The organism is Mycobacterium sp. H4Y (genome assembly GCF_000364405.1).
GTDB classification, from domain to species: domain Bacteria; phylum Actinomycetota; class Actinomycetes; order Mycobacteriales; family Mycobacteriaceae; genus Mycobacterium; species Mycobacterium intracellulare.
The window spans coordinates 1,523,422-1,545,706 of record NZ_AKIG01000001.1 but is presented as its reverse complement, the minus strand read 5'-3'; the positions used below and the strand labels follow the sequence as shown (position 1 = coordinate 1,545,706).

The window sequence follows — 22,285 nt, the reverse complement described above, 5'->3', positions numbered from 1 at the left end:
TTTCCGCCTCACGCCGCGTCCGCGGGCGCCAGCTTTGAGCACAGCAGTTCCGCCAGACCGCGAATGGTGCCAATGCTGGCGATGTCGGCGGGCGTCACGCGTATGCCCGTTTCGGTCTGGATGCGGGTAAGTAGTTCGAGACCGCCCAGCGAGTCGAGTCCGTACTCGGACAGCGGACGGTCGGGGTCAATGTTGCGGCGCAGGATCAGGCTGACCTGGTCGGAGATCAATCGCCGCAGCCGGGTGGGCCACTCGTCCAGGGTCAGCTCTTCGAGCTCGGCGCGCAGTCTGCTTGTGCCCGTGGCGCTTTGCCCGTTGGAGCGGAACGCTTCGGCGAAGGGGCTGCGTTGGGCGAAAGCGGCCAACCACGGTGTGGCCGTTATCGGGGCGTAGCCGGTGCAGGCGCGGTCATGGCGCAGCAGCGCTTCCAATGCATAAGCGCCTTCGTCGGGAGCTATAGCAGCGTCGGCGCGGTCGGCCAAGGCGGTGGCGCGTCCTATCTGCGCCCAGGCGCCCCACGCGATCGCGGTGGCCGGCAGACCTCGAGCCCGGCGCCAACGGGTGAAGGCGTCCAGCCAGCTGTTGGCGGCGGCGTAGGCGCCCTGACCGGGCGAGCCGACCAGCGCGGCGGCCGAGGAGAACGAGCAGAACCAGTCCAATGGCTGCGAAGCGGTCGCGGTGTGCAAATTCCATGCACCGTAAACCTTTGGTGCCCAGTCACGCTCGATGAGCTCGTCGGTGATATTGGTCAGCGTGGCGTCCTCGATCACCGCCGCCAGGTGCAGCACACCGCGCACCGGAAGCCCGGTGGCGGTTGCCGTGGCCACCAATCGCCGGGCCGTCTCGGCCTCGGTGATGTCGCCGCAGTCGACCACGACGTCGGCACCGATCGCGCGGATGCGCTCGATCATCTCCAGCGCCTCGGGAGTTGGTTGCGAGCGCGAGGACAGCACGATACGCCCGCAACCGGCTCCCGAACCGGGAGTAGCCATCTTCTCGGCCAGGAACAGCCCCAAGCCTCCCAGCCCACCGGCGACGATGTAAGCCCCGTCGCTGCGGAAGACCCCGACCTGCGCGGGCGGCACCATCACGCGGCTGCGGCCCGTGCGCGGGACATCGAGCACGAGTTTGCCGGTGTGCTGCGCGCCGCTCATCACCCGAATCGCGGTGGCGGCGTCGGCAAGTGGGTAGTGCGTGCTCTGCGGCATCGGCAACGAGCCGTCCGCGGTGAGCCGGTACACCGTGTTCAGCAGGTCTCGCAGCCTGTCCGGGTGGCTGAATGACATCAACCCCAGGTCGAGGGCGTAGAACGTCAGGTTTCGCCGGAACGGGAAGAGTCCCAACCGGGTGTCACCGTAGATGTCGCGTTTGCCGATTTCGACGAATCGGCCACCGAACGCCAGCAATTCGACGCCCGCGCGCTGGGCGGCGCCGACGACCGAGTTGAGCACGATGTCCACGCCATAGCCGTCGGTGTCGCGACGTATCAGGTCGGCGAACTCCACGCTTCGCGAGTCGTAGACATGCTCAATACCCATGTCGCGCAATAATTGTCGACGTTGCTCGCTGCCCGCGGTGGCGAAGATCTCGGCCTTTGCGGCCCGGGCAATGGCGATTGCCGCCTGTCCAACCCCACCGGTCGCGGAGTGGATCAGCACCCGCTCGCCGGCTTTGATTCGGGCCAGCTCATGCAGGCCGTAATAAGCGGTGGCATGTGCGGTGGTGACCGCCGCCGCCTGGTCGTCGGCAAGGCCGGGCGGCAGCGTGACGGCCAGGCGCGCGTCGCAGGTGAGGAACGTAGCCCAACAACCGTTGGCGCTCAGGCCGCCGACATGATCCCCCACCCGGTGGCCGGTCGCGCCCGGTCCGACCGCGGTCACCACGCCGGCGAAGTCGGTGCCCAGCGCAGGCAGCCGGCCCTCGAAGGCGGGGTAACGGCCGAACGCGACGAGGACGTCGGCGAAGTTGATGCTGGACGCGCTGACGGCGACCTCGATCTCTCCGGGTCCCGGTGGAACGCGGTCGCAGGCAACGAGTTCGAGTGACTCCAGGTCGCCGGGCGTACGGATCTGCAGCCGCATCCCGTCGGACTCGTGGTTGGCGACGGCGGTTTTCCGCTCCTCGGCAAGCAGCGGAGTGGGGCACAACCGCGCGGTGTACCACGCGCCGTTTCGCCAAGCGGTCTCGTCCTCGTCCGAATCGGCGAGCAGTTGCCGTGCCAGCTGCTCGGCGTCGGTAGTTTCGTCCACATCGGTCAGACTGGCGCCCAGATGCGGGTGTTCCATGCCGATTACCCGGACCAGGCCCCGCAGCCCGGCCTGCGCGAGGTCGGGCACGTCGTTGGACACCACCGTTTGGGCGTTGCGGGTGACGACGTACAAGCGCGGCGGTTCGCCGGGAACGTCCACCAGCTCGCGGGCAATGCGCGCCAGATGTTGCACGTAGTCCCGGCCCAAAAGCGCACACTGCTCTTCGGATTCACCGTTGTCCGGCCCGGTGAGGATCACCACTGCGGCGAATCCACCGGTACGCAGATGATTTCCGAGCTGACCCACGGTGGAGCTGTGGTCGGCGTGCCGCGGCCAGGACATGGTCGTGCACTGCATCCCGTGGATTTTCAACGCGTCGGCGAGCGAGCTGGCGGCCACGTCCGCGGTGGCGGAAGTGCAAAGCAATAGCCAGCTTCCGGCGTCGGTGCGGTCCGGCTCCGGCAATTCGCGTTGCCGCCATTCGACGGTCAGCAGCCGCTCGGCCAGCACCCGATCTTTGTTGCCGCTCTCGGATGCGCTGGTGCCCACCCGCAGGCCCTGCACGGTGAGCAGGACTGCCCCGTGCTCGTCGAGCACGTCGATGTCGGCCTCGACCCCGGAAGTGTCGGCCTTGGTCACCCGTGTGTAGCAGTAGTGGGCATTGCGGGCGGCGCCGTAGGCGCGGAGTCGACGAATACCCAATACCAACCCCAGCGCGCCGTCGCCCAGGGCCCGGACGTCCGGATGAGCTTCAACGGACTGGAAACAGGCATCCAGCAATGCGGGGTGTACGCCGTAAAGAGCCTGTTGCGAGCGGATTTGGCGGGGCAGCGCCACCTCGGCCAGGACGGTGCCGGGCGCCTCCTTGCCGGTGTGGACGACACCCAAACCGGCGAATGCGGGACCGTACTGAACGCCACGTCGGTCCATGCGCGCGCGCACCTCGTCGCCATCATCGCTACCCGTATGCGCGGCGAGGAGCGCGCACATGTCGTACGCGGGGGGCCGGTCATCCTCTGCGGCACGGAGGATTGCGGCGGCATGCCGCGCCTGTTCGCCGCCCCGATTCGACTCGACGGTGAACTCGACGACGCCCGGTGAGGACAACGACGCCAAGGCGCCGATCGTGGTCTGCTCATCCAGCAGGAGCGCCTGCTCGAACCGGATGTCGCGAACCTCGGCCGTCTCGCCCAGCACGGTGCGCGCGGCGGCCAACGCCATCTCGCAGTACGCGGCTCCCGGGAGCACAACCACATTGCGGATCTGGTGGTCGGCGAGCCACGGCTGCGCGGCGGTGCCGACCTCGGCCTGCCACACGTGGCGCTCGGGCTCCTCCTGCAGGTGCACGTGCGAACCCAGCAGTGGATGCACGGAAACGGTGCAGCCGCCGTGTGTTGGGGATTCCTGGCCGCCGCCGCTCAACCACAGCCGGCGGTGCGTCCAGGTCGGCAGCGGCGCGTCCACCAGCCCCCCACTCGGGTAGAGCACGGAGAAATCGACCGCCGCGCCCGCGCTGTGTAGATCCGCCACAAAACCACGCAGCCCGTGGGGAAGCGATTGTTGACGGCGCATCCCGGCCAGAGCGGCCATCGGCATCTCCCGACCGCGCGCGGTCTGCTCGAGAGCGCGGGTAAGCAGCGGGTGCGGCGCCAGCTCGGCAAAGACCCGGAAGCCGTCCTCCAAAGCGGCCTGCACGGCCGTGGCGAACCGCACCATACGGCGCATGTTGTTCGCCCAATAGCGGGCGTCGCACACGGGCTGCTCGCGCGGGTCGAACAGGGTCGCCGAGTAGTACGGAACCTCCGGTGTCATCGGCCTGATCTCTGCGAGCATCGCGGTCAGCTCGTCCATGATCGGATCGACTTGAGGCGAATGAAAGGCGACGTCCGTGGGGACCTCGCGGGCCATCACATCGCGCTGCTCCCAGGCCGCGACCAGGTCGCGAACCGTTTGGGCGGCACCGGCAATCACGGTGGACTGCGGCGAGGCCACCACCGCCACCACGACGTCGTTGACGCCACGCGCCGTCAGCTCCGAAAGCACTTGCTGGGCAGGCAATTCCACCGATGCTGTGGCGCCCGCACCGGCGATGCGGGACATCAGCCGCGAGCGGCGGCAGATCACCCGCGCCCCGTCTTCCAGCGACATCGCACCCGCGACGACAGCTGCCGCGGCCTCGCCGAGGGAGTGCCCGATCACCGCGCCCGGGCGCACTCCATATGCCTTCATCGTGGCCGCCAGCGCGACCTGCATGGCGAACAGGGTCGGCTGGACACGGTCTTGGCCGGCCACGGTCTGCGGCGCCGACATGGCTGCGATCACCGAGAATCCGGACTCCCGCGCGATCAGCGGTTCGACTTCCGCGACGGTGGCGGCAAACACCGGTTCGGTCGCCAGCAGGTCTGCCCCCATCGCCGCCCATTGCGAACCCTGCCCGGAGAACACCCAAACCGGCCCGCGGTCGTCCTGTCCGACCGCGGGCTGATACGGAGCATCGCCGTCGGCGACCTCGCGCAGCGCCACGACGAGCCCGGCCCGGCTATCCGCGATGACCGCGGTACGTACCGGGCGGTGGACGCGCCGGCGCGCCAGGGTGTAGGCCAGGTCGGGCAACGCCAGATCGTCATGTGCTCGCACCCAGCCGGCCAGCCGGCCGGCCGTGCGGCGCAGTTCATCGGCCGAGGTGGACGACAGCGGAAATATCAGCGGTTCCGTGGTCGACGATTCGGCCTGGGATACAACGGTTTTCAAGGCTTGTTCGGGTGCTTGTTCCACGATGGCGTGCACGTTGGTTCCCGACAGGCCGTACGACGAGACCGCCGCCCGTCGTGAGTGGTCCCCGTTGGTAGTCCACGGCGTAGTCTCAAGGGGCACAAAGAGTTTCGTATCGATCTTGGCCAGGTCATCGGGTAGCCGGGTGAAATGCAAATTCCGGGGAACCACACCGTGCTGCAGCGCGAGGATCGCCTTCATCATCCCGAGCGCTCCGGAGGCCGCCTGCGCATGGCCGAAGTTGGTCTTCACCGACGCCAGCGCGCAGGGCCCCTCGACGCCGTAAACGTCGGCCAGGCTGGCATATTCGATCGGGTCACCCACCGGGGTGCCGGGCCCGTGGGCCTCGACCATGGCAACCGTTCGGGCGTCGACACCCGCGGCGGCCAACGCCGCCTGATACACCGCGGTCTGCGCGGTCTTCGACGGAGTGGCGATATTCACGGTGTGACCGTCCTGATTGGCGGCGGTCCCCCGCACGACGGCCAGAATCCGGTCGCCATCGCGCAGCGCGTCGGACAGCCGCTTGAGTAACAGCATGACGCTGCCCTCGCCGCCCACGAACCCGTCGGCCGCGACGTCGAAGGCGTGGCAGCGCCCGGTCGGCGACAGCATGCCCTCGGCCGACCCCGCGGCGAATTTCCGCGGGTCCAACGCCAGCGTGGCGCCGCCGGCAAGGGCGAGGTCGCTTTCGCGCTCGTGCAGGCTGCGGCAAGCCAGGTGGATCGCGGTCAGGCCGGAAGAACAGGCGGTGTCCACGGTCAGTGCGGGACCGTGAACCCCCAGGGCGTAGGCGATGCGCCCGGAGGCCAGGCTGAAGTTGCTGCCGGAAAAGCCGTATGCCCCCTCGACGGAGTGCGCGTCGGCGGCCAGCAGTTGGTAGTCACCATGCGTCAATCCCATGAACACGCCGGTGCGCGAGTCGGCGATTCGCTCCCGCGTAAGACCGGCGTGTTCCATGGCCTCCCACGAGGTTTCCAGAAGTATCCGGTGTTGCGGATCCATCGCGGTCGCTTCCCGCTCGTTGATCCCGAAGAACTCGGGATCGAAGCCGGCGACGTCGTCGATGAATGCGCCCCACCGCGAGACCGACCGGCCCGGCACACCCGGCTCGGGATCGTAGTATTCGTCGGCGTCCCAGCGGTCGGGCGGGATCTCGGTAACCAGGTCGTCGCCGCGCAGCAACGCCTCCCACAACTGCTCCGGGGAGTCGATGCCTCCCGGTAGCCGGCACGCCATGCCGATCACAGCAATGGGAGTGACAGGTGTGGCGCCGATCGGGGGCGAGTCGGTCGACGGCGAGCGCTGCATGACGTCGTCGATCGGGTAGGTAGTCATTTCGCGCCCTCACAGCAACGACTGAGTTGGCTGCCAGGGTCGTCGTCGAACGGATTGGTACTCACCGGTCCTCCAAATCTCGCGTGGGCAAGGGCCGAACACATCGGTGCACAGCTGTTGCAAGCGCTCTGGGGCATCGCCCGGAACGGCTCGACAAGGTGCATGATTCAGAGCGTTGTGGTTTTGCAATCCCGTTGTCAGGCTTATTAAGTCGGTAGCGTAGTCAGGACCCGCACATAGAGTGGTCGACGCGAGCCAACAGAGTGGTGGCTGCGCCGGCGGCGGGCAGTACTCCACCAGAAACCGGATCGCTGCTCGGATCACGCTCTGCAACAGCATTTTTCGTCGACGCCGCACACTTCGGCCGTGGCCGCGACGAGCTAGATCTCCCCCGCGTCGACGGCTTTCCTGACTTCCTGCGCGCGGGCCACCTGCGCTGCCGTGTACCCGATCAGCAGCGCCACCGCGCCGAGCAGCACGACGACCCCGGCCAGCCACAACAGGCCGTAGGTGTAGCCGCGGTCCAGCGCATGCAGTTGCGCGGCGTTCATGGACTTCACCGGACCCAGGGTGCCGCCCAGCCGCAGGGTGTGCGATGTGATGGCGGCCTGGATGATGACCAGCACCAGCGGTCCGCCCAAGGTCTGCAGCATCACGGCAATCGCCGAGGTGGGCCCGATCCGGTCGGAGCCGACGCTGGCGATCACCGACAGCGTGAGCGGGACGAAGATCGCGCCGATACCAAGGGCGCCGATGCTGAGCGGCACAAGCAGGTTCGGGAAGTACGGGATCCCGGCGTTGAGTGTCGCGCCGTACAGCGTTGCGATCAGAATCAGGCCGCTGCTGGCGAGCACCACCACCCGCGGCGGGAACCACATCACCAGCTTCGACGCCGCGCCGACCCCGATGGCCACCCCGATGCCGAACGGGATGAAGGCGACACCAGCGCGCAGCGGGCTGTAGCCCATGACGGTCTGCACATACATGCCGACCAGCACGGTCAGGCTGAACAGCACGCCACCGCCGAGGAACATGGCCGCGAACGCGGCCAGCCGGTTGCGGTCGAAGAACAGGCCGAACGGCACGATGGGGTTCTCGGCGGTGCGCTCCGCCACGACGAACGCCACGAGGGCGGCCAGGGCCACCAGGCCCGAACCGATCGTGATGGCCGACTGCCACCCGTGCTCCGGGCCCATCGACAGGCCGAACACCGCGGCGGTACAGCTCAACGTGGCCAGCGCGGCCCCGGTGGCGTCGAGCTTCATCCGCTCCTTCTGGGTTTCCTGCAGCATGATGACGGCCAGGCAGATCACCGCCAGCCCGATCGGCACGTTCACCAAAAACGCCAGCCGCCACGACACGTCGGTCAGCGCGCCGCCCACCACCAGGCCCAGCACCCCGCCGAGACCGGACATCGCGCCGAACACCCCTGTTGCGACGTTGCGTGCCGATCCCCTCGGGAACGTGGTCGCTATCAGCGCCAAATTGGTCGGCGCCATGATCGCGGAAGCCGCGCCGTGCAGCAGCCGCGCCGTTATCAGGGTCCCCCCGTCCCAGGCGATGCCGCACAAGGTCGAGGCGAAAGTGAACAGCGCGACCCCGACGATGAAAGCGCGCTTGCGGCCGATGGTGTCACCCAGGCGGCCACCCAGCAGCATCAGGCCACCGAAGGTCAGCATGTAGGCGGTAATCACCCAGCTCCGCCCGGCATCCGACAAGCCCAGCTCGTTCTGGATCCTGGGCAGCGCGAAGATCGCGACGGGGCCGTCCATCGCCACCATCAGTTGCATGCCGCCGATCGCGACAACGACGGCGACGAACGGGCGAGACCGCAGCAAAGGCGGAAGGCGCCTCTTCGCGGGGCGCGGCGCGCTCGGTTTGACGGCCATCATTCTGTGCGCGCACCTTCGAGTTCTAATAGAACTTTGAGTTGTTGGCCATACTGGATGAGCGATTCTGTATTCAGCATTTCTTGATGCCTGGAATCGACCGCGTAGCAATGGATTTCGCCAGTAATGTGAGGTCGCCAACTCTGCAGCGGAGACGAATTCTGGTCGTCGTCATCCCCCACGGCAGCGAAAACGTCCACGTCACCGTTGAAAACCCCTGGTTGATGGTCTCGGGCCAACGCCAGATTCGTGTCGTCGTTGCGGACGATCGAATCGAGGAGCGGCTTGTATCGAGCCAATTCGACGATTCCTCGTTCGCGGAGTAGTTCTTCTGCCAGCTCGTAGGTGAGCGGCTCATCGGGAATGTCGATGCGGCAGAACCGCAAAACTTCTTCCAGCGCCTTCTCGACCAACACATCGCTGTTGAGGACGTCGCTGTTCGGGACGGTCAGGAGGGCGTCGAGAAGGATAAGGCGTGCGATCGAGCATCCGCGTCGCTGAAGCTCGATGGCGATTTCATGGGCGACGACGCCTCCGAAAGACCAGCCGAGAAGGTTGTAGGGTCCGGTCGGATCGACCCCCTGAATCCGGTCGGCATAGTTTTTCGCCATGTCGCGGATTGACGCGGGTTCGGCCTCGCCGTTTTGCGGGGCTTGCTGAATTCCGATGATCGGGCAGTCCAGGTAATTTCCGAGGGCGTGATACGGCCAGCTCAGCCCGCTCGCGGGATGGATGCAGAACAGCGGAATACCGGTGCCCTCCTTGAGGAACTCGACGGGCACGACTTCCACCTCGCCGGCATCTTGGCCCAATTCCCGGCTCAAGCCCCTGACGGACGGCGCGTGGAACAACGTGCGCACCGCGAGGCCGGCGTCCAGGGATTTGTTGATGGCGGCGATGACCCGCATCGCCGACAGGGAATCCCCGCCCAGATCGAAGAAGGAGTCGTCGACCCCGACGCGCTCGAGCCCGAGCACCTGGGCGTAGATGCCGGCCACGATCTCCTCGGTGGGCGTGGCCGGCGCGCGGTAGCGATCACCCTCGCAGTACTCGGGCGCCGGAAGCGCCCGCGTGTCCAGTTTGCCGTTGACCGTCAACGGCAGCGCGTCGATCACCACCACCGCCGCCGGGACCATGTAGGCCGGCAGCCGCTGACCCAGCCGGGCCCGAACATCGGCCGGGTCAACGGCGCCAGTGACATAGCCGACGAGGCGCCTGTCACCGGGGCGGTCCTCGCGGGCGATCACCGCCGCCTGCTCCACCCCATCCAGCGCGGCCAGCGCCGCCCGGATCTCACCGAGTTCAATGCGATACCCACGGATCTTGACCTGCTCATCGGCCCGACCCAGATAATCCAGCTGCCCGTCGCGCCCCCAACTCACCAGATCCCCGGTGCGATACATCCGTTGTCCCGGCGCGCCGAACGGGCACGCCACAAACCGCGAACCGGTCAAAGCGGCCCGGCCCAGGTATCCGTACGCCAGCCCGCCGCCGGCCACATACAACTCCCCAACCACCCCGACCGGCACCGGACGCAACGACGCGTCCAGCACAAAAAAGCCAAGGTGCACCAACGGCACACCGATGGGGCTGGCACTGCGGTCGACGTCGGCGACGCTGATCTCGCGGAACGAGGCATGCACGGTCGTCTCGGTGATGCCGTACATGTTGACCAGCCGCGGTGACCGGCGGTGGCGGTCCAACCAGGTTCCCAGGCGCTGGGGTTCTAGCGTCTCGCCGCCGAACACCACCGTCTCGAGCTTCAGCTGAGATCCCCGCTCGGGTGCCCGCGCATCGGCGGTTTGCAGCGCATAAAACGCCGACGGCGTCTGGCTCAATACGCTGACCTGTTCGGCGATGAGCAACGCGTGCAGGTCTTCGGGTGAGCGCGTCACGGACTCTGGTACCACCACCAGCCGCCCGCCGTGCAACAGCGCACCGAAGATCTCCCACACCGAGTAGTCGAAGGCCAGCGAATGGCACTGCGTCCACACCTGCTCCGGCGACAGCTCCAGGTCGGCGCTCAGTGCCGTCAGCAGGCGGGTCACGTTGTGGTGGGGAATGGCAACGCCTTTGGGAACCCCGGTGGTGCCCGACGTGTAGATCACGTAAGCGATGTCATCGGGATCCGGCGCCGGCAATCCCGTGTCGGGGAAGCCGTCAATGCGGGGATCGGCCACATCGATGACCGTTAGGTCGCGCCCATCCAGCCGCCCGGCCAGCGCCGCGGTGGTGATCGCGGCGATCGGCGCGGCATCGGCCACGACGAACGCGATCCGCTCCGCCGGATGCGCGGGGTCGATCGGCAGATACGCCGCTCCGGTCTTGAGCACCGCCAACATCGCTACGACTGCCTCGGCGCAACGGTTGAACAGCAGCGCCACGCACTGTCCCGGACCCGCGCCTTGGGCGGTCAGCAGGTGCGCCAGCAGGTTCGACGCCTCGTCGAGCTCCCGGTAGGTCATCGACCGGCCGTCGGAGCTGATCGCCACGGCCTCCGGGGCGCGGGTGAGCTGCGCGGCGAACACCGCCGGAATCGACGCCGCGGTTGGCACCGGCCGGGCCAACACCGCCCGGTTACCGACCTTGTCCAGGTGTGCGCGCTCAGCGGCATCCAGGACATCCACTGACGACAATCGCCGGCTGGGATCGGCGGTCATCGCCGCCAGCACCCGCTCCAACCGCTCGATCAATACCTCGATGCTGGCCGCGTCGAACACGTCGGTGCGGAATTCCACATCCCCGGCGATCCCGGCGGGCTCACCGGCCTCGGTGAACCGTTCGGCCAGCGTGAATGTCAGATCCATGCGCGCCGACTGGGTGTCCACCGGCAAACGCGTGACCTGTAGGTCACCCAAGTCCAGCCCGGCGGCGGGATCGCTGGTGTGGCCGGGGAAGTTCTGCCAGGCCAACACCACCTGTATCAGCGGGTGGTGCGCCAGGCTTCGTGTCGGGTTGAGGCGCTCCACGAGCACCTCGAAGGGCACGTCCTGGTGCTCGTAGGCGGCCACGCTGCGCGCCCGCACCTGAGCGAGCAACTCGGCCACGGTGGGATCCCCTGCCGCATCGACCCGCAGCACGAGGGTGTTGATGAAAAACCCCACCAGCTCGTCGAGCGCCGGGTCGCGCCGCCCGGCGATCGCGAATCCGACCGCCACGTCGCTGCTGGCGGTCAGCTTGGCCAGCAGTGCGGCCAGGGCGGCCTGGATCACCATGAACCTGGTCGCGTTGTGCTCGCGGGCGACCTGAGCAATCCGCAGCTGCAGCTCAACCGGCCAGTCCACGACCACGCTGGCGCCGCGGTAGTCGGCCACCGGCGGATAGGGCCGGTCGGTGGGCAATGCCAGGCGCTCGGGCAGCCCGGCCAGCTCCTGCTCCCAGTACGCCAGCTGCGCGGCGATCGGACTGTCGCTGTCGGTGACCTCACCGAGCTGCGCACGCTGCCACAGCGTGTAATCGGCGTACTGCACCGGCAACGGCGCCCAACCCGGGGCATGCCCCGCACACCGACTGGCATAAGCCAGTCCCAGATCATGCACCAGCGCGGTGATCGACCAGCCGTCGGAAGCGATGTGGTGCACCACGGCCACCAGCACGTGTTCGTCGTCCGCGATGCGGAAAAGCCGTGCCCGCAAAGGAATCTCGGTGGCCAAATCGAACTTGTGGCACGCTGTGGCTTTGACGGCCTCACTCAGCCGGCTTTCCGACCAGCCGGTGGCATCAATGATCTGCCAGCCGAAATCGACTTCTTCCCTTGGGATAACCACCTGCTGCGGTGTTCCGTTGGGCGCCGCAAAGAGCGTGCGGAGGCTCTCATGGCGGGCCACGACGTCGGACAGCGCCGCCCCTAACGCCTCGGCATCCAGCGGTCCGCTGAGCCGCAACGCCGCCGGTATGTTGTAGATCGGTGAAGGCCCTTGCAGTTGGTCGATGAACCACAAGCGTTGCTGGGCAAACGACAACGGCACCACCGCGGGCCGCTCAACCGCCACCACGGGCTCGCGTCGACCGCCATCCCCGGCGACGCGGAGCGCCAACTGGCCAACCGTGGGCGCGTCAAACAGGGCGGGTACCGAGAGCTCGGCATCGAGGCTGGTGTTGATTACGGCGACCAGGCGCGTCGCCAGCAGCGAATCCCCACCCAGATCGAAGAACGACTGGTCGACCCCGACGCGCTCAATCCCGAGGACCTCGGCGAACGCGCCGGCCAGGATCTCTTCGACCGGGTTGGCCGGCGCGCGATAACCGGCGCTCTGGTATTCGGGTGCGGGCAGGGCGCGGGTATCGAGTTTGCCGTTGACCGTCAACGGCAGCGCGTCGAGCACGACCACCGCGGCCGGCACCATATATTCCGGTAGCCGCTTGGCCAGCGCGGTACGCAGCTCGCCGGGATCGACGGTGCCGGTGCTGGATTCGGTGACGTAGGCGACCAGGCGTTTGTCGCCGGGGCGGTCCTCGCGGGCGATGACCACCGCCTGATCCACCCCACTCAGCGCGGTCAGGGCGGTCTGGATCTCCCCGAGCTCGATGCGATAGCCGCGGATCTTGACCTGCTCATCGGCGCGCCCCAGGTAATCCAGCTGCCCATCGGCGCGCCAACGCACCAGATCCCCGGTGCGATACATCCGTTGGCCCCGCGCCCCGAATGGGCAGGCCACAAACCGCGACCCGGTCAACCCTGGTCGGCCCACATAGCCGCATCCCACGCCGCGACCGGCCACATACAGCTCGCCGACCACACCGGCCGGCACCGGGCGCAACCACCCATCCAGCACGAACAACGCCGCCCCCGCCACCGGCGCACCGATGGGCACCACACTCGAGCCGGCCTTTAAGGGCGCGCTGATCGCCACGCACATCGTGGTCTCGGTCGGGCCATAGGCGTTGACCATCACCCGATCGGGTGCCCACCGATCCACCACCTCGGCCGGACACGCCTCACCGACCACCGCCAAAGCCAGCGACTCCAAACCCTCGGTGGGCAACGCGGCCACCGCCGACGGGGTCTGGGTCAACACGCTGACGCCTTCGGCGACCAGCACCCGATGCAGATCCTGCGGTGAGGCGCTCACCGCCTCGGGCACCACCACCAGCCGGCCACCGCGCAGCAGGGCCCCGAAGATCTCCCACACCGACACGTCGAACGCCAACGAATGACCTAGCGCCCACACCCCCGCGGCCGGCAGCCCGGCCTGCAACGACCCCAACAGTTGAGTCACGTTGCGGTGCGTGATCGCCACCCCTTTGGGCACCCCGGTGGTGCCCGAGGTGTAAATCACATACGCGATGTCGTCCGGGGCCGGCCCCGACAAATCCGTGTCCGGTTGCGCGTCGATGGCGGGATCGTTGACGTCGATGACCGCCACGTCATGGCCGTCGAGCCGCTCGGTCAGCGCCGCGGTGGTGATCGCCGCGATCGGCGCGGCATCGGCGAGCACGAAGCCGATCCGCTCCGCGGGCAGACCCGGGTCGATCGGCAGGTACGCCGCCCCCGTCTTGAGCACCGCCACGATCGCCACTACCGCCTCGGCCGACCGCGACAACACCACCGCCACAGTCCGCCCCGGCCCCGCACCCCGCCCAACAAGCAGGTGCGCCAGCCGATTCGAGGACTCATCCAGCTCGCGATACGTCAGCGACAAGCCATCACCGACCACCGCCACGGCATCCGGAATCCGGGCCACCTGGGTGGCGAACAATTCCGGCACCGACACCGCAACACCGTGCGGGCTCGTTAAAACCGCTTTATTACCAAGCTCTTCCAGGCGGGCGCGCTCACCCTCACCCAGCACATCCACCGACGACAACCGCCGACCCGCATCGGCCGCCATCCCCACCAACACCCGCTCCAACCGACCGACCAAATCGCGGATGTCACAACGAGAAAGCCACTGCCCAGCGCCGCCGAACCCACTCGTCTTCGCGCCGGGTTGCAGGCCGAGGAAGAGCCGATCGTGGTCGCTGAAGAAGTCCAGCCCACATTGATCGACGAGATTCGTATGGGTCAGGGTGCCAGAAATCTTGGCACCGGCGATATTCGCCAGATTTGTAGTCGGGATGAAATTGAGGATTACGCGATTCGACCTCTGCGCGGAGCCGCGGGGTCGCCTGTACTCGATGAGATGCACCGGGAACCGCTGATGGTCCAACGCTTCTCGCAGTCGCCTGTCAACATGCTCACAAAAACTGGCAATCGTGGATTCCGGCGAAGCCTTCAAGACTAATGGGACGAACCCGGTAACCATTCCGGGCACCGTCTGTGTCTCCGGACGGACCCGCCTGCTTACCGGAAAATCGAAAACCACCTCCGAGCCCTCGACGCCGCACCCTCCCACCAGGAGCGCGCATGCCGCGGCAATCACCGACGAGCGACGCACCCCCAACGCCTGCGACAACTCTCGGATCCCAGAGACAGCAACAGGGTCCAATTCCACCGGTGCAGAAGATTCGTAGGGTTCATGGCCGTCCGCGGCGGGCGCCAACCCATAAGGCGGTTCGCTTTCGGCCGGCAGGTTCTTGGTCCAATAGGCCTGATCGTCGAGATAATCGGTGGACGCTTCGTATTCCGCCTCGCAAGCAATCAGATCACTCAGCGATCCGAAAAAAGCGGGGGGAATCGGCGCGCCCGACGCCATGGCATTGTAGACATCGCCGATCCGATGACAAATAAGAGCGAGGCCGATTCCGTCCGCCACTATATGGTGGCAGCAGACGAACAAATAAAATTCATCTGCCCGCGTCTGCAACAACGCGAATTTGAACAGCGGCCCGCTGAGCGGCATCACCGTGCGCTGAATCGAGGATGCCAGCCGATAGGCTTCCTGGACAGGATCCTGCGAGCCCATCCGCTCATAGCGAGCAAGCTCGACATCCGGGTAATCAACCGCCGCTTGGAACACCTGGCCATCCACCTGGAAAAAGGCGGCTCTAAATGGTTCGGCCTCGCGCACCACTTGACGGATCGTGTGCTCCAGCAACCAAGGGTCGAGCGTGCCCTCGATTCGCAGAAGATAGCCCAGTTGCCACCTCGCGCCTCCGCGATCCGTTTCCTGCGCAAGCCATATATCCAGTTGCCCGCGCGTCAGAGGGAATGGCCCCCCGTCAGATTCCGTCAGTCGTTCGCGCCCAACCGACAGCGCCCGGTCATCGATCGTCATCGGATTCCCTTTGCCGTCTACCTGTCAGAAGCCTGGCGCGCTGCCGCCAGCCTGTTCCGCAGCGTCTTCGGCCGGATATCGGGCCAGTTCTGTTCGATGTACTCCAGGCACGCGGCGCGATCCGCTTCGCCATAAACCGTCTGCCAGCCGGCCGGAATATCGGCGAACGCCGGCCATAGGCTGTGCTGCTCTTCGTCGTTGATCAAGACGAAAAAGCTGCAAGTGTCGTCGTCGAACGGATTGGTACTCACCGGGCCTCCAAACGTCGTTGTCGCATGGGTCGCGCACTTCACTGCACGTGCTGTTTTGGACCGGGCGCCAGGGGGCTTGACCCAGCATCGGTCTCGACATGACCGGGAGCGTATGGGTTTCAATCCTGTTGTCGGCCTTATCAAGCCGGGTAGCGTAGTCCGGACGCGCACATAGAGTGGTGAGCGCGATTTACGAGAGTGACCCTTGGTAGCGGCAGGCAGAGTTCGCCGAGATTTTGCGTGGTAGCGCGGATTTGATTCTGCTGCAGCGTGTTTCGCGATATTGCTGCCTTTGTTGTTCGGCGAAGACGCGGGCGCCGGCCTGTGTTGACGGCCGCAGGAGAGACAGCCGGACGTGCCGCAGACGACGGGCTACGGCTCCCCCGCGGCGATGGACCCGCAAATGCGGTAGCCGGGCCGGGAAAGGTCGGCTTGAGCGGCCAGCGCGGCCTGTTCGATGGCCATCCGCCGGCGCGGAACCGTCGTCATGACGTGCTCGAATCGTCGTCGTGCGTCGCGGACCAATCCAGGTTCAGTAGCTGAACGAGCTGGTCGCGATTGTTGACGCCGAGTTTGGTGAAAAGCCGGTACAGGTGTCCCTCGACGGTGCGCACCGAAATAACCAGCCGGTCGGCGATCTGACGATTGGACAATCCGGCCGCGACCAGCAGCACGATCTGACGTTCACGCCCACTGAACGGAAGGGGGCGCGCCGCGGCCTCGAGCGCCGGTGTACGCACGCCGCACTGGCCCGCCAAAGCATGGGCCCAGCTCGACGACTCGACCTCCTTGCGCCGCTCGCCGCGCCGGGCATGCTCGCCGGCCGCCTGGGCCGACGCGTCGGCGGCAAAAGCCAACGCACCGAGATCGGCGAATTTGTGCGCGGCGACATCGAGCAGATCACCGTCGTGCTGCGCCAGACCGCGGGCTTGGTCAGCGACCGCTTGCGCCGATGAAGAGCCCAGCATTCGGGCGAGCTCATCCACCCGGGTGGCCTGTGACCGGTCCCCGAAGCGAACGGCGGCATGGCGCGCCCGCATTTCCGCCACGTGCATCGCGGCCGCTCGCGCGATCTGCGCCGCCTGCATCGCATGCGATTGGGCGGCCGACGTGTCACCGGCAGCTGCCCGCTCCCAGGCCCGGGCAAGCTCGAGTTCGGGCAAAAACACCCCGACGTGGGGTCCATACGTTTCCTCCGCACGCCGCAACGCCGCGCCAGCCGCCGCGCCGTCGCCCCGCGCCCCCTCGGCCTGGGCCAGCAGGGCAGCCACCACCAGCAGCCACGGCGACGGAAAGCCTTGGGACAGCTGCGAAATGGATCGGTCAAGTGTGGCGCACGCCGACGACAGCTCGCCGCGGCTCACCTGCACGAGCCCGAGCATGGCGTCAACCATGGCCTTCGCCGCGGGGAGACCGGTGGCCAGCGCGGCGTAGCGCCTATGGATTCGGTCGGCCGCCGGGTAGTCGCCGGCCGCGGTCGCGACCATGACCTCGGCCATTCCGATGGCGAATCGCTGCGCGCCCGCCCTGCAGAGTGCCGTCGCGCGCACACCGGCAGCGGCGATGCGGCTGACTTCGGAAAAGCGCCCGGCCGCCATCAAGGCGCCGCATGTCGCGACGGCCGCCCACACGGTCGCCATCGGCACTACGTCGGCCTCGCACAGACGCGGCCCGAGCTCGATCGTCGTCTCAATGTCGCCGCAGAAGAACCCGATTGATATCTCCAGCGCGGCGAGCAGCTGGAGGGCGCCCTCGGCCACGAGGCGCTGCCTCGCCTCGGCCACTACGCGCGTCGCGGTTTCGGCGTCACCGCAACCCCACGCCAAGTTGGCGGCGCGCAGGCAGCCCCACCGCGCGATCAGCCAGTCGTCGGCGTCACTGAGGTCGACGTCCAGAAGAATGGATTCGGCCTCCTCGCCGCGCCCCTGCCAACTCACCGCCTCGGCAAGCACCAGCGCGGCCGGCAGGCCACCACCGCGTTCGACCGCGAACTTGGCCAGTTCCTCACCAAGCGCCACGTTCGACATCGCCAGTGCGCTGGCCGCCGCATCGATGACCACCTCTAGGTCGGGCTCCAGGTCGCTGCGCAACATGAACTGAGCCAACCGGATTCGGCCTCGCGGATCGGCGAGGTGCGAGCGCCGCCCGCCCGCCCTCAGGTGCCTCCGAAGGGTTTTCGCCAGGATGCCGTTGAGCTGCCGCGAGCGCACTATCCCCGCGTGGCGGGTGGCCGCTTCACCGAGCATGGGGTGATTGAGTTGCGCCAGGGTGTGGGTTCCGTCGGCGACCAACTGGATCAGACCACGACGCTCGAGGTTTGCCATCGCGTCGGCATCGCAGATGTCGCGCAGGATCTCCCACTCCAACACCTCGGCGGTGGCCAAGACCTCGACCACCTCCAACTCCTCTGGAGTCAGCGACTGCAACCGGAACTCCAAAGCGTCGCGCAGTTCGCGATCCGCCCGCAGCGGGCCTTGTAGTTGCCAGCCATGCTCGGCGTGAACCAAGGTCCCGCTTTCGCGGCCGGCGGTCAGAAAGCCCCGGAGTAGCAACGGGTTTCCGGCGCTGCGCTCGAACAACTCGTCGACCAGTCGCGGGTCGACCGGACCACCCAGAACCGTGCCGGCCAATAGCTCGGTCTGCTCGCGCGTAAACGGGTCGATGTGAACGGTCAACAACAGGCGCTCTTTCAGCAACACCGTCAACGCGTCCAGCACCGGCTCACCGGACCGGATCGTCACGATCAACCGCGCGCCGCCGCCGGCCGCAAGCTGGTTGACCAAGGTGGCCGACAGCGGATCGAGCAGCTGCGCGTCGTCGACCACCACCACCAGGTTCTTGTCCTGGCTCAGGGTGTTATGGGCGGCGGCCAGCATGATTGCCGGTTCATGCCCCACCCCGAGGCTCACCGCGCGCGAAAAGGCGCCCAGCGGCACGGCCCAGCCCGTTTGGGTGCCCAGTGCAAATCGCACCGTGCGCCCGGCCGACTCCACCGTCTTCGCGAGCATGCGCGCCAAGGTCGACTTGCCCACGCCACTGTCGCCGATCAGCGCCACACCGTGGAAGTCCCCGTTGTTCAGCGCGGCCAGCGACCGGCGCAACTCCGCATCGCGTCCCACGATGGGCCACGTCGACCCATTTGCCCTCTGTGTCAAACGATGTATCTCCCCGCTCCCCCCAGCCGGCGACGTCGCGGCCAGACTGCTGCTGGTCCGTGACGGGCGCGAGCCAGTGCCGTTGTCGTCCACCGGACGACGCCCTGGGCCGCCGCTACACAAACCCGGACCGCGCGCCCGCCAGATAAAGCCTGAAGGCGTCCAACGAAGTCGAGGCCGGCGCCAACGGCTCCGATGCGCGTCGGTCCTCGACTGTCGGCGACTCCCACGGCGAGGCCGTCTCTGCGGGTACGGACGGGCCGACATCGTGATTAACGATCGCGACCGCGCGCTTGCGACTGCCACTCATGTGCCGGAGGGTATGGTCCCTCGAGCAGGCATCGCCGGAATCCGGATACAAGTCGAGTGGTGCGCGCCTGGAGATCGAGTGGCGGCCCGTCGAATCGATCGGTTGCCGACGAAGACTCAGCCGGTCCGCGGGTGATCGTGGCGCTCGTAACGCAGCGACTCGTCGCCGCGACGTGACAACTCGCTTCGCATGGACGGCTCCCTGCGCATCAGGCAGATGAGCTGCTCGCGAGTGTTGATCCCGAGTTTGGCGAAAAGCCGGTACAGGTGTCCCTCCACCGTGCGCACCGAGATGACCAACTGGTCGGCGATCTGCCGGTTGGATAAACCGGCCGCGACCAGCATGACGATCTGGCGCTCACGGCCGCTGAAGGGAAGTGGGCGTGCCGCGCTCTCGACCGCCGGTGTGTGCAACTCGCAATGGCTCGCCAAAGCGTGCGCCCGGGTCGACGACTCAAATTTCTTGCCGCGATCGCCTCGGCGGCCATGCTCGCCCGCCGCCTGCGCCCACGCGTCCGCGGCAAGCGCCAATGCGCCGAGATCAGCGAACCGACCCGCAGCGGCATCGAGCAGGGCACCGTCGTGTTTCGCCAGAGCGCAGGCATGGTCGGCGACCGCCGCGGCCAACGGGGTGTTCAGGATACGAGCGAGTTTCTCCAGCGGCGTGGCCTGCGAAGGATCGCCGAAGCGCACGGCCGTGTGGCGTGCCCGCATCTCCACCGCATGCATCTTGGCCGCTCGCGCGATCTGCGCCGCTTGCGTCGCTTGCGCTTGGGCGGCCGACGTGTCACCGGCAGCTGCCCGTTCCCAGGCCCGGGCGAGCTCGAGTTCGGGCAGGAACACCGCGACATGCGGTCCGTAGTTTTTCTCCGCTCGCCGCAGCGCCGCGGCGGCCGCCGCACTGTCGCCCCGCGCCCCCTCGGCCTGGGCATGGAGGGCGGCCACCACGATCAGCCACGGCGACGGAAACCCCTGGGCGAATACCGCAGTGGCATTGGTGAATACAGCGCACGCTGACGCCAGCTCACCGCGGGCTACCTGCACCAGCCCGAGCATCGCGTCGACCATGGCCTCCGCGGCAAGAAGGCCGGCGGCCATCGCGGCGTAACGCTCGTAGATCTGCTCCGCCGCCCGATAGTCGCCGGCGGCCGTCGCCGCCATGACCTCGGCCATGCCGATGTTGAATCGATGCGGTCCCAATCCGCACAGCTCGGCCGCGCGCGCCCCGATGGCCGCCAAGCGGGGAACCTCGGAAAACCGCCCGGCTCCCGCCAACGCACAACATGTCGGGAAAACCGCCCACACGGTCGCCATCGGCAGTGCATCGGGTTGGCATAGGCCCGGCCCGAGTTCGATCGTCGTCTCTACGTCGCCACGGAAGTACGCCATGGAGACCTCCAGCCCGTTGATGAGGCGGAGGCACAACTCGGACGAGACAAGCTTTTTCACGTCATCGAGTACCTGGGTGGCGGATTCGACGTCCCCGCAACCCCAGTACAAGTTGGCAGCGCGCAAGCAGCCCCACCGCGCGATCAGCCACTCGTCGCCGCCGTCGGGCTCGGCGTCGACGAGCACGGCGTCGGCCTCCTCGCCGCGCCCCTGCCAGCTCACCGCCTCGGCGAGCACCAGAGCGGCCGGCAGACCGCCGCCGCGATCGACCGCGAACCTCGCCAACTCCTCGCCCAACCCCACATTCGACATCGCCAGCGCGTCCATCCCCGCCTTGATGACCATCTCCAGGTCGGGCTGTAGGTCGCTTCGCATCATGAACTGGGCCAGCCGAATTCGTCCCTGTGGGCCGGGCAACCCCGGCAGCCGGCTCCCTGCCCGCTGCTGCTTTTGAAGGGCTCGCGCCAATTCGCCGTTGAGTTCCCGGATGCGCACCATCCCGGCGTGGCGGGTCGCCGCTTCACCAAGCATCGGGTTGTTCAACTGCGCCAGAGCGTGGGATCCGTCGGCGACCAACTGGATCAGACCACGACGCTCCAGGTTCGCCATCGCGTCGGCATCGCAGATCTCCCGCAGGACCTCCCACCCCAGCACCTCGCCGGTGGCCAAGATCTCCACGACCTCCAGCTCCGCTGGGGTCAGCGAGCGCAGCTGAAACTCCAGAACGTCGTAAAGTTCGCGATCTGCGCGCAGCGGGCCTTGGAGTTGCCAGCCGTGTTCGCCCTGAACCAGGGCCCCATTTTCGCGGCCGGCGGTCAGAAATCCGCGTAGGAGCAACAGGTTTCCCGCACTGCGCTCGGACAACTCGTCGACCAAGCGTGGGTCTACCGGACCACCCAGAACCGCACAGGCCAATAGCTCGGTCTGCTCGCGCGTGAACGGATCGATGTGAACGGTCAGCAACAGGCGCTCTTTCAACAATGCGGTCACCGCGTCCAAGACCGAATCGCCGGACCGGATGGTCACGATCAACTTCGCGCTGCGGCCGGCCGCAAGCTGATTGACGAAGGTGGCCGACAGCGGATCGAGCAGCTGCGCGTCGTCGACCACCACCACCAGGTTCTTGTCCTGGCTCAAGGTGTGATGCGCGGCGGCCAGCATGATCGCCGGCTCGTGTGCCACCCCAAGGCTCACCGCGCGAGAAAACGCGCCCAACGGCACAGCACGACCCGTTTGAGTGCCCAGCGCAAATCGCACCGTGCGCCCCGCCGACTCCACCGTCTTCGCCAGCATCCGCGCCAGCGTCGACTTGCCCACGCCACTGTCGCCGACCAACGCGACGCCTTGGAACTCGCCGTTACTGAGCGCCCCCAGCGATCGTCGCAACTCGACATCGCGCCCAACTACAGGCCACGCTGACCCCCTACCCCCGTGCATCTGAAGCCCTACTTAATTCAAGGGCGCAGTGCGCGTATTTCGTGCATACATATCAGGCAGCTTCCGTGGGTTCGGTCGTAAATCTCCATCGGGGCCGGCACGGCCCAGCGGTAGCCGCCACACGTTGTTTGTGCCGCCGACTACGATCGCGACTTGCCGGTCAGCCTCGCCGTCTGCCCGATATCCACCGAGCTGACCCGCTCCTCGTACGCACGGGACCTCACCCCTCTAGAACCAGTATTACTTGAAATATACTCGGGTAGGCCGCGGACAGCAAATTATTTTCTACCCCTCAATTCACACATATGTAAATTAAATATGCTGATTGTACAGCTGTTT

6 protein-coding genes are annotated in these 22,285 nt (G+C 67.0%); all 6 read right to left on the bottom strand.

Annotated features, from left to right (window positions below; genetic code table 11):
• Positions 1-8: 8 nt before the first annotated feature.
• Positions 9-6,359, bottom strand: coding sequence for a type I polyketide synthase (gene pks2 / locus W7U_RS06850; RefSeq protein ID WP_008256246.1), 6,351 nt, complete (start codon positions 6,357-6,359; stop codon positions 9-11).
• Positions 6,360-6,739: 380 nt separating this feature from the next.
• Positions 6,740-8,248 carry an MFS transporter gene (locus tag W7U_RS06845; RefSeq protein ID WP_085976443.1) on the bottom strand — a complete coding sequence of 503 codons (1,509 nt, stop codon included), beginning with the start codon at positions 8,246-8,248 and terminating at the stop codon, positions 6,740-6,742.
• On the bottom strand, positions 8,248-15,405 hold the full coding sequence (locus W7U_RS06840; RefSeq protein WP_036428827.1) for a non-ribosomal peptide synthetase: 7,158 nt from the start codon (positions 15,403-15,405) through the stop codon (positions 8,248-8,250). The genes W7U_RS06845 and W7U_RS06840 overlap by 1 nt, the downstream gene beginning before the upstream one ends.
• A 17-nt stretch (positions 15,406-15,422) precedes the next feature.
• Positions 15,423-15,656 carry an MbtH family protein gene (locus W7U_RS06835; RefSeq protein WP_008256233.1) on the bottom strand — a complete coding sequence of 78 codons (234 nt, stop codon included), beginning with the start codon at positions 15,654-15,656 and terminating at the stop codon, positions 15,423-15,425.
• 485 nt (positions 15,657-16,141) lie between these two features.
• On the bottom strand, positions 16,142-18,775 hold the full coding sequence (locus W7U_RS06830; protein WP_008256231.1) for a LuxR family transcriptional regulator: 2,634 nt from the start codon (positions 18,773-18,775) through the stop codon (positions 16,142-16,144).
• Positions 18,776-19,237: 462 nt separating this feature from the next.
• On the bottom strand, positions 19,238-21,946 hold the full coding sequence (locus tag W7U_RS06825) for a LuxR C-terminal-related transcriptional regulator (protein WP_332478483.1): 2,709 nt from the start codon (positions 21,944-21,946) through the stop codon (positions 19,238-19,240).
• Positions 21,947-22,285 lie beyond the last annotated feature (339 nt).

Bases quoted from the DNA above. Each gene is read 5' to 3' on its own strand.
- W7U_RS06825 (WP_332478483.1), bottom strand. From the start codon at position 21,946: ATGCACGGGGGTAGGGGGTCAGCGTGGCCTGTAGTTGGGCGCGATGTC.
- W7U_RS06845 (WP_085976443.1), bottom strand. From the start codon at position 8,248: ATGGCCGTCAAACCGAGCGCGCCGCGCCCCGCGAAGAGGCGCCTTCCG.
- W7U_RS06840 (WP_036428827.1), bottom strand. From the start codon at position 15,405: ATGACGATCGATGACCGGGCGCTGTCGGTTGGGCGCGAACGACTGACG.
- pks2 (WP_008256246.1), bottom strand. From the start codon at position 6,359: ATGACTACCTACCCGATCGACGACGTCATGCAGCGCTCGCCGTCGACC.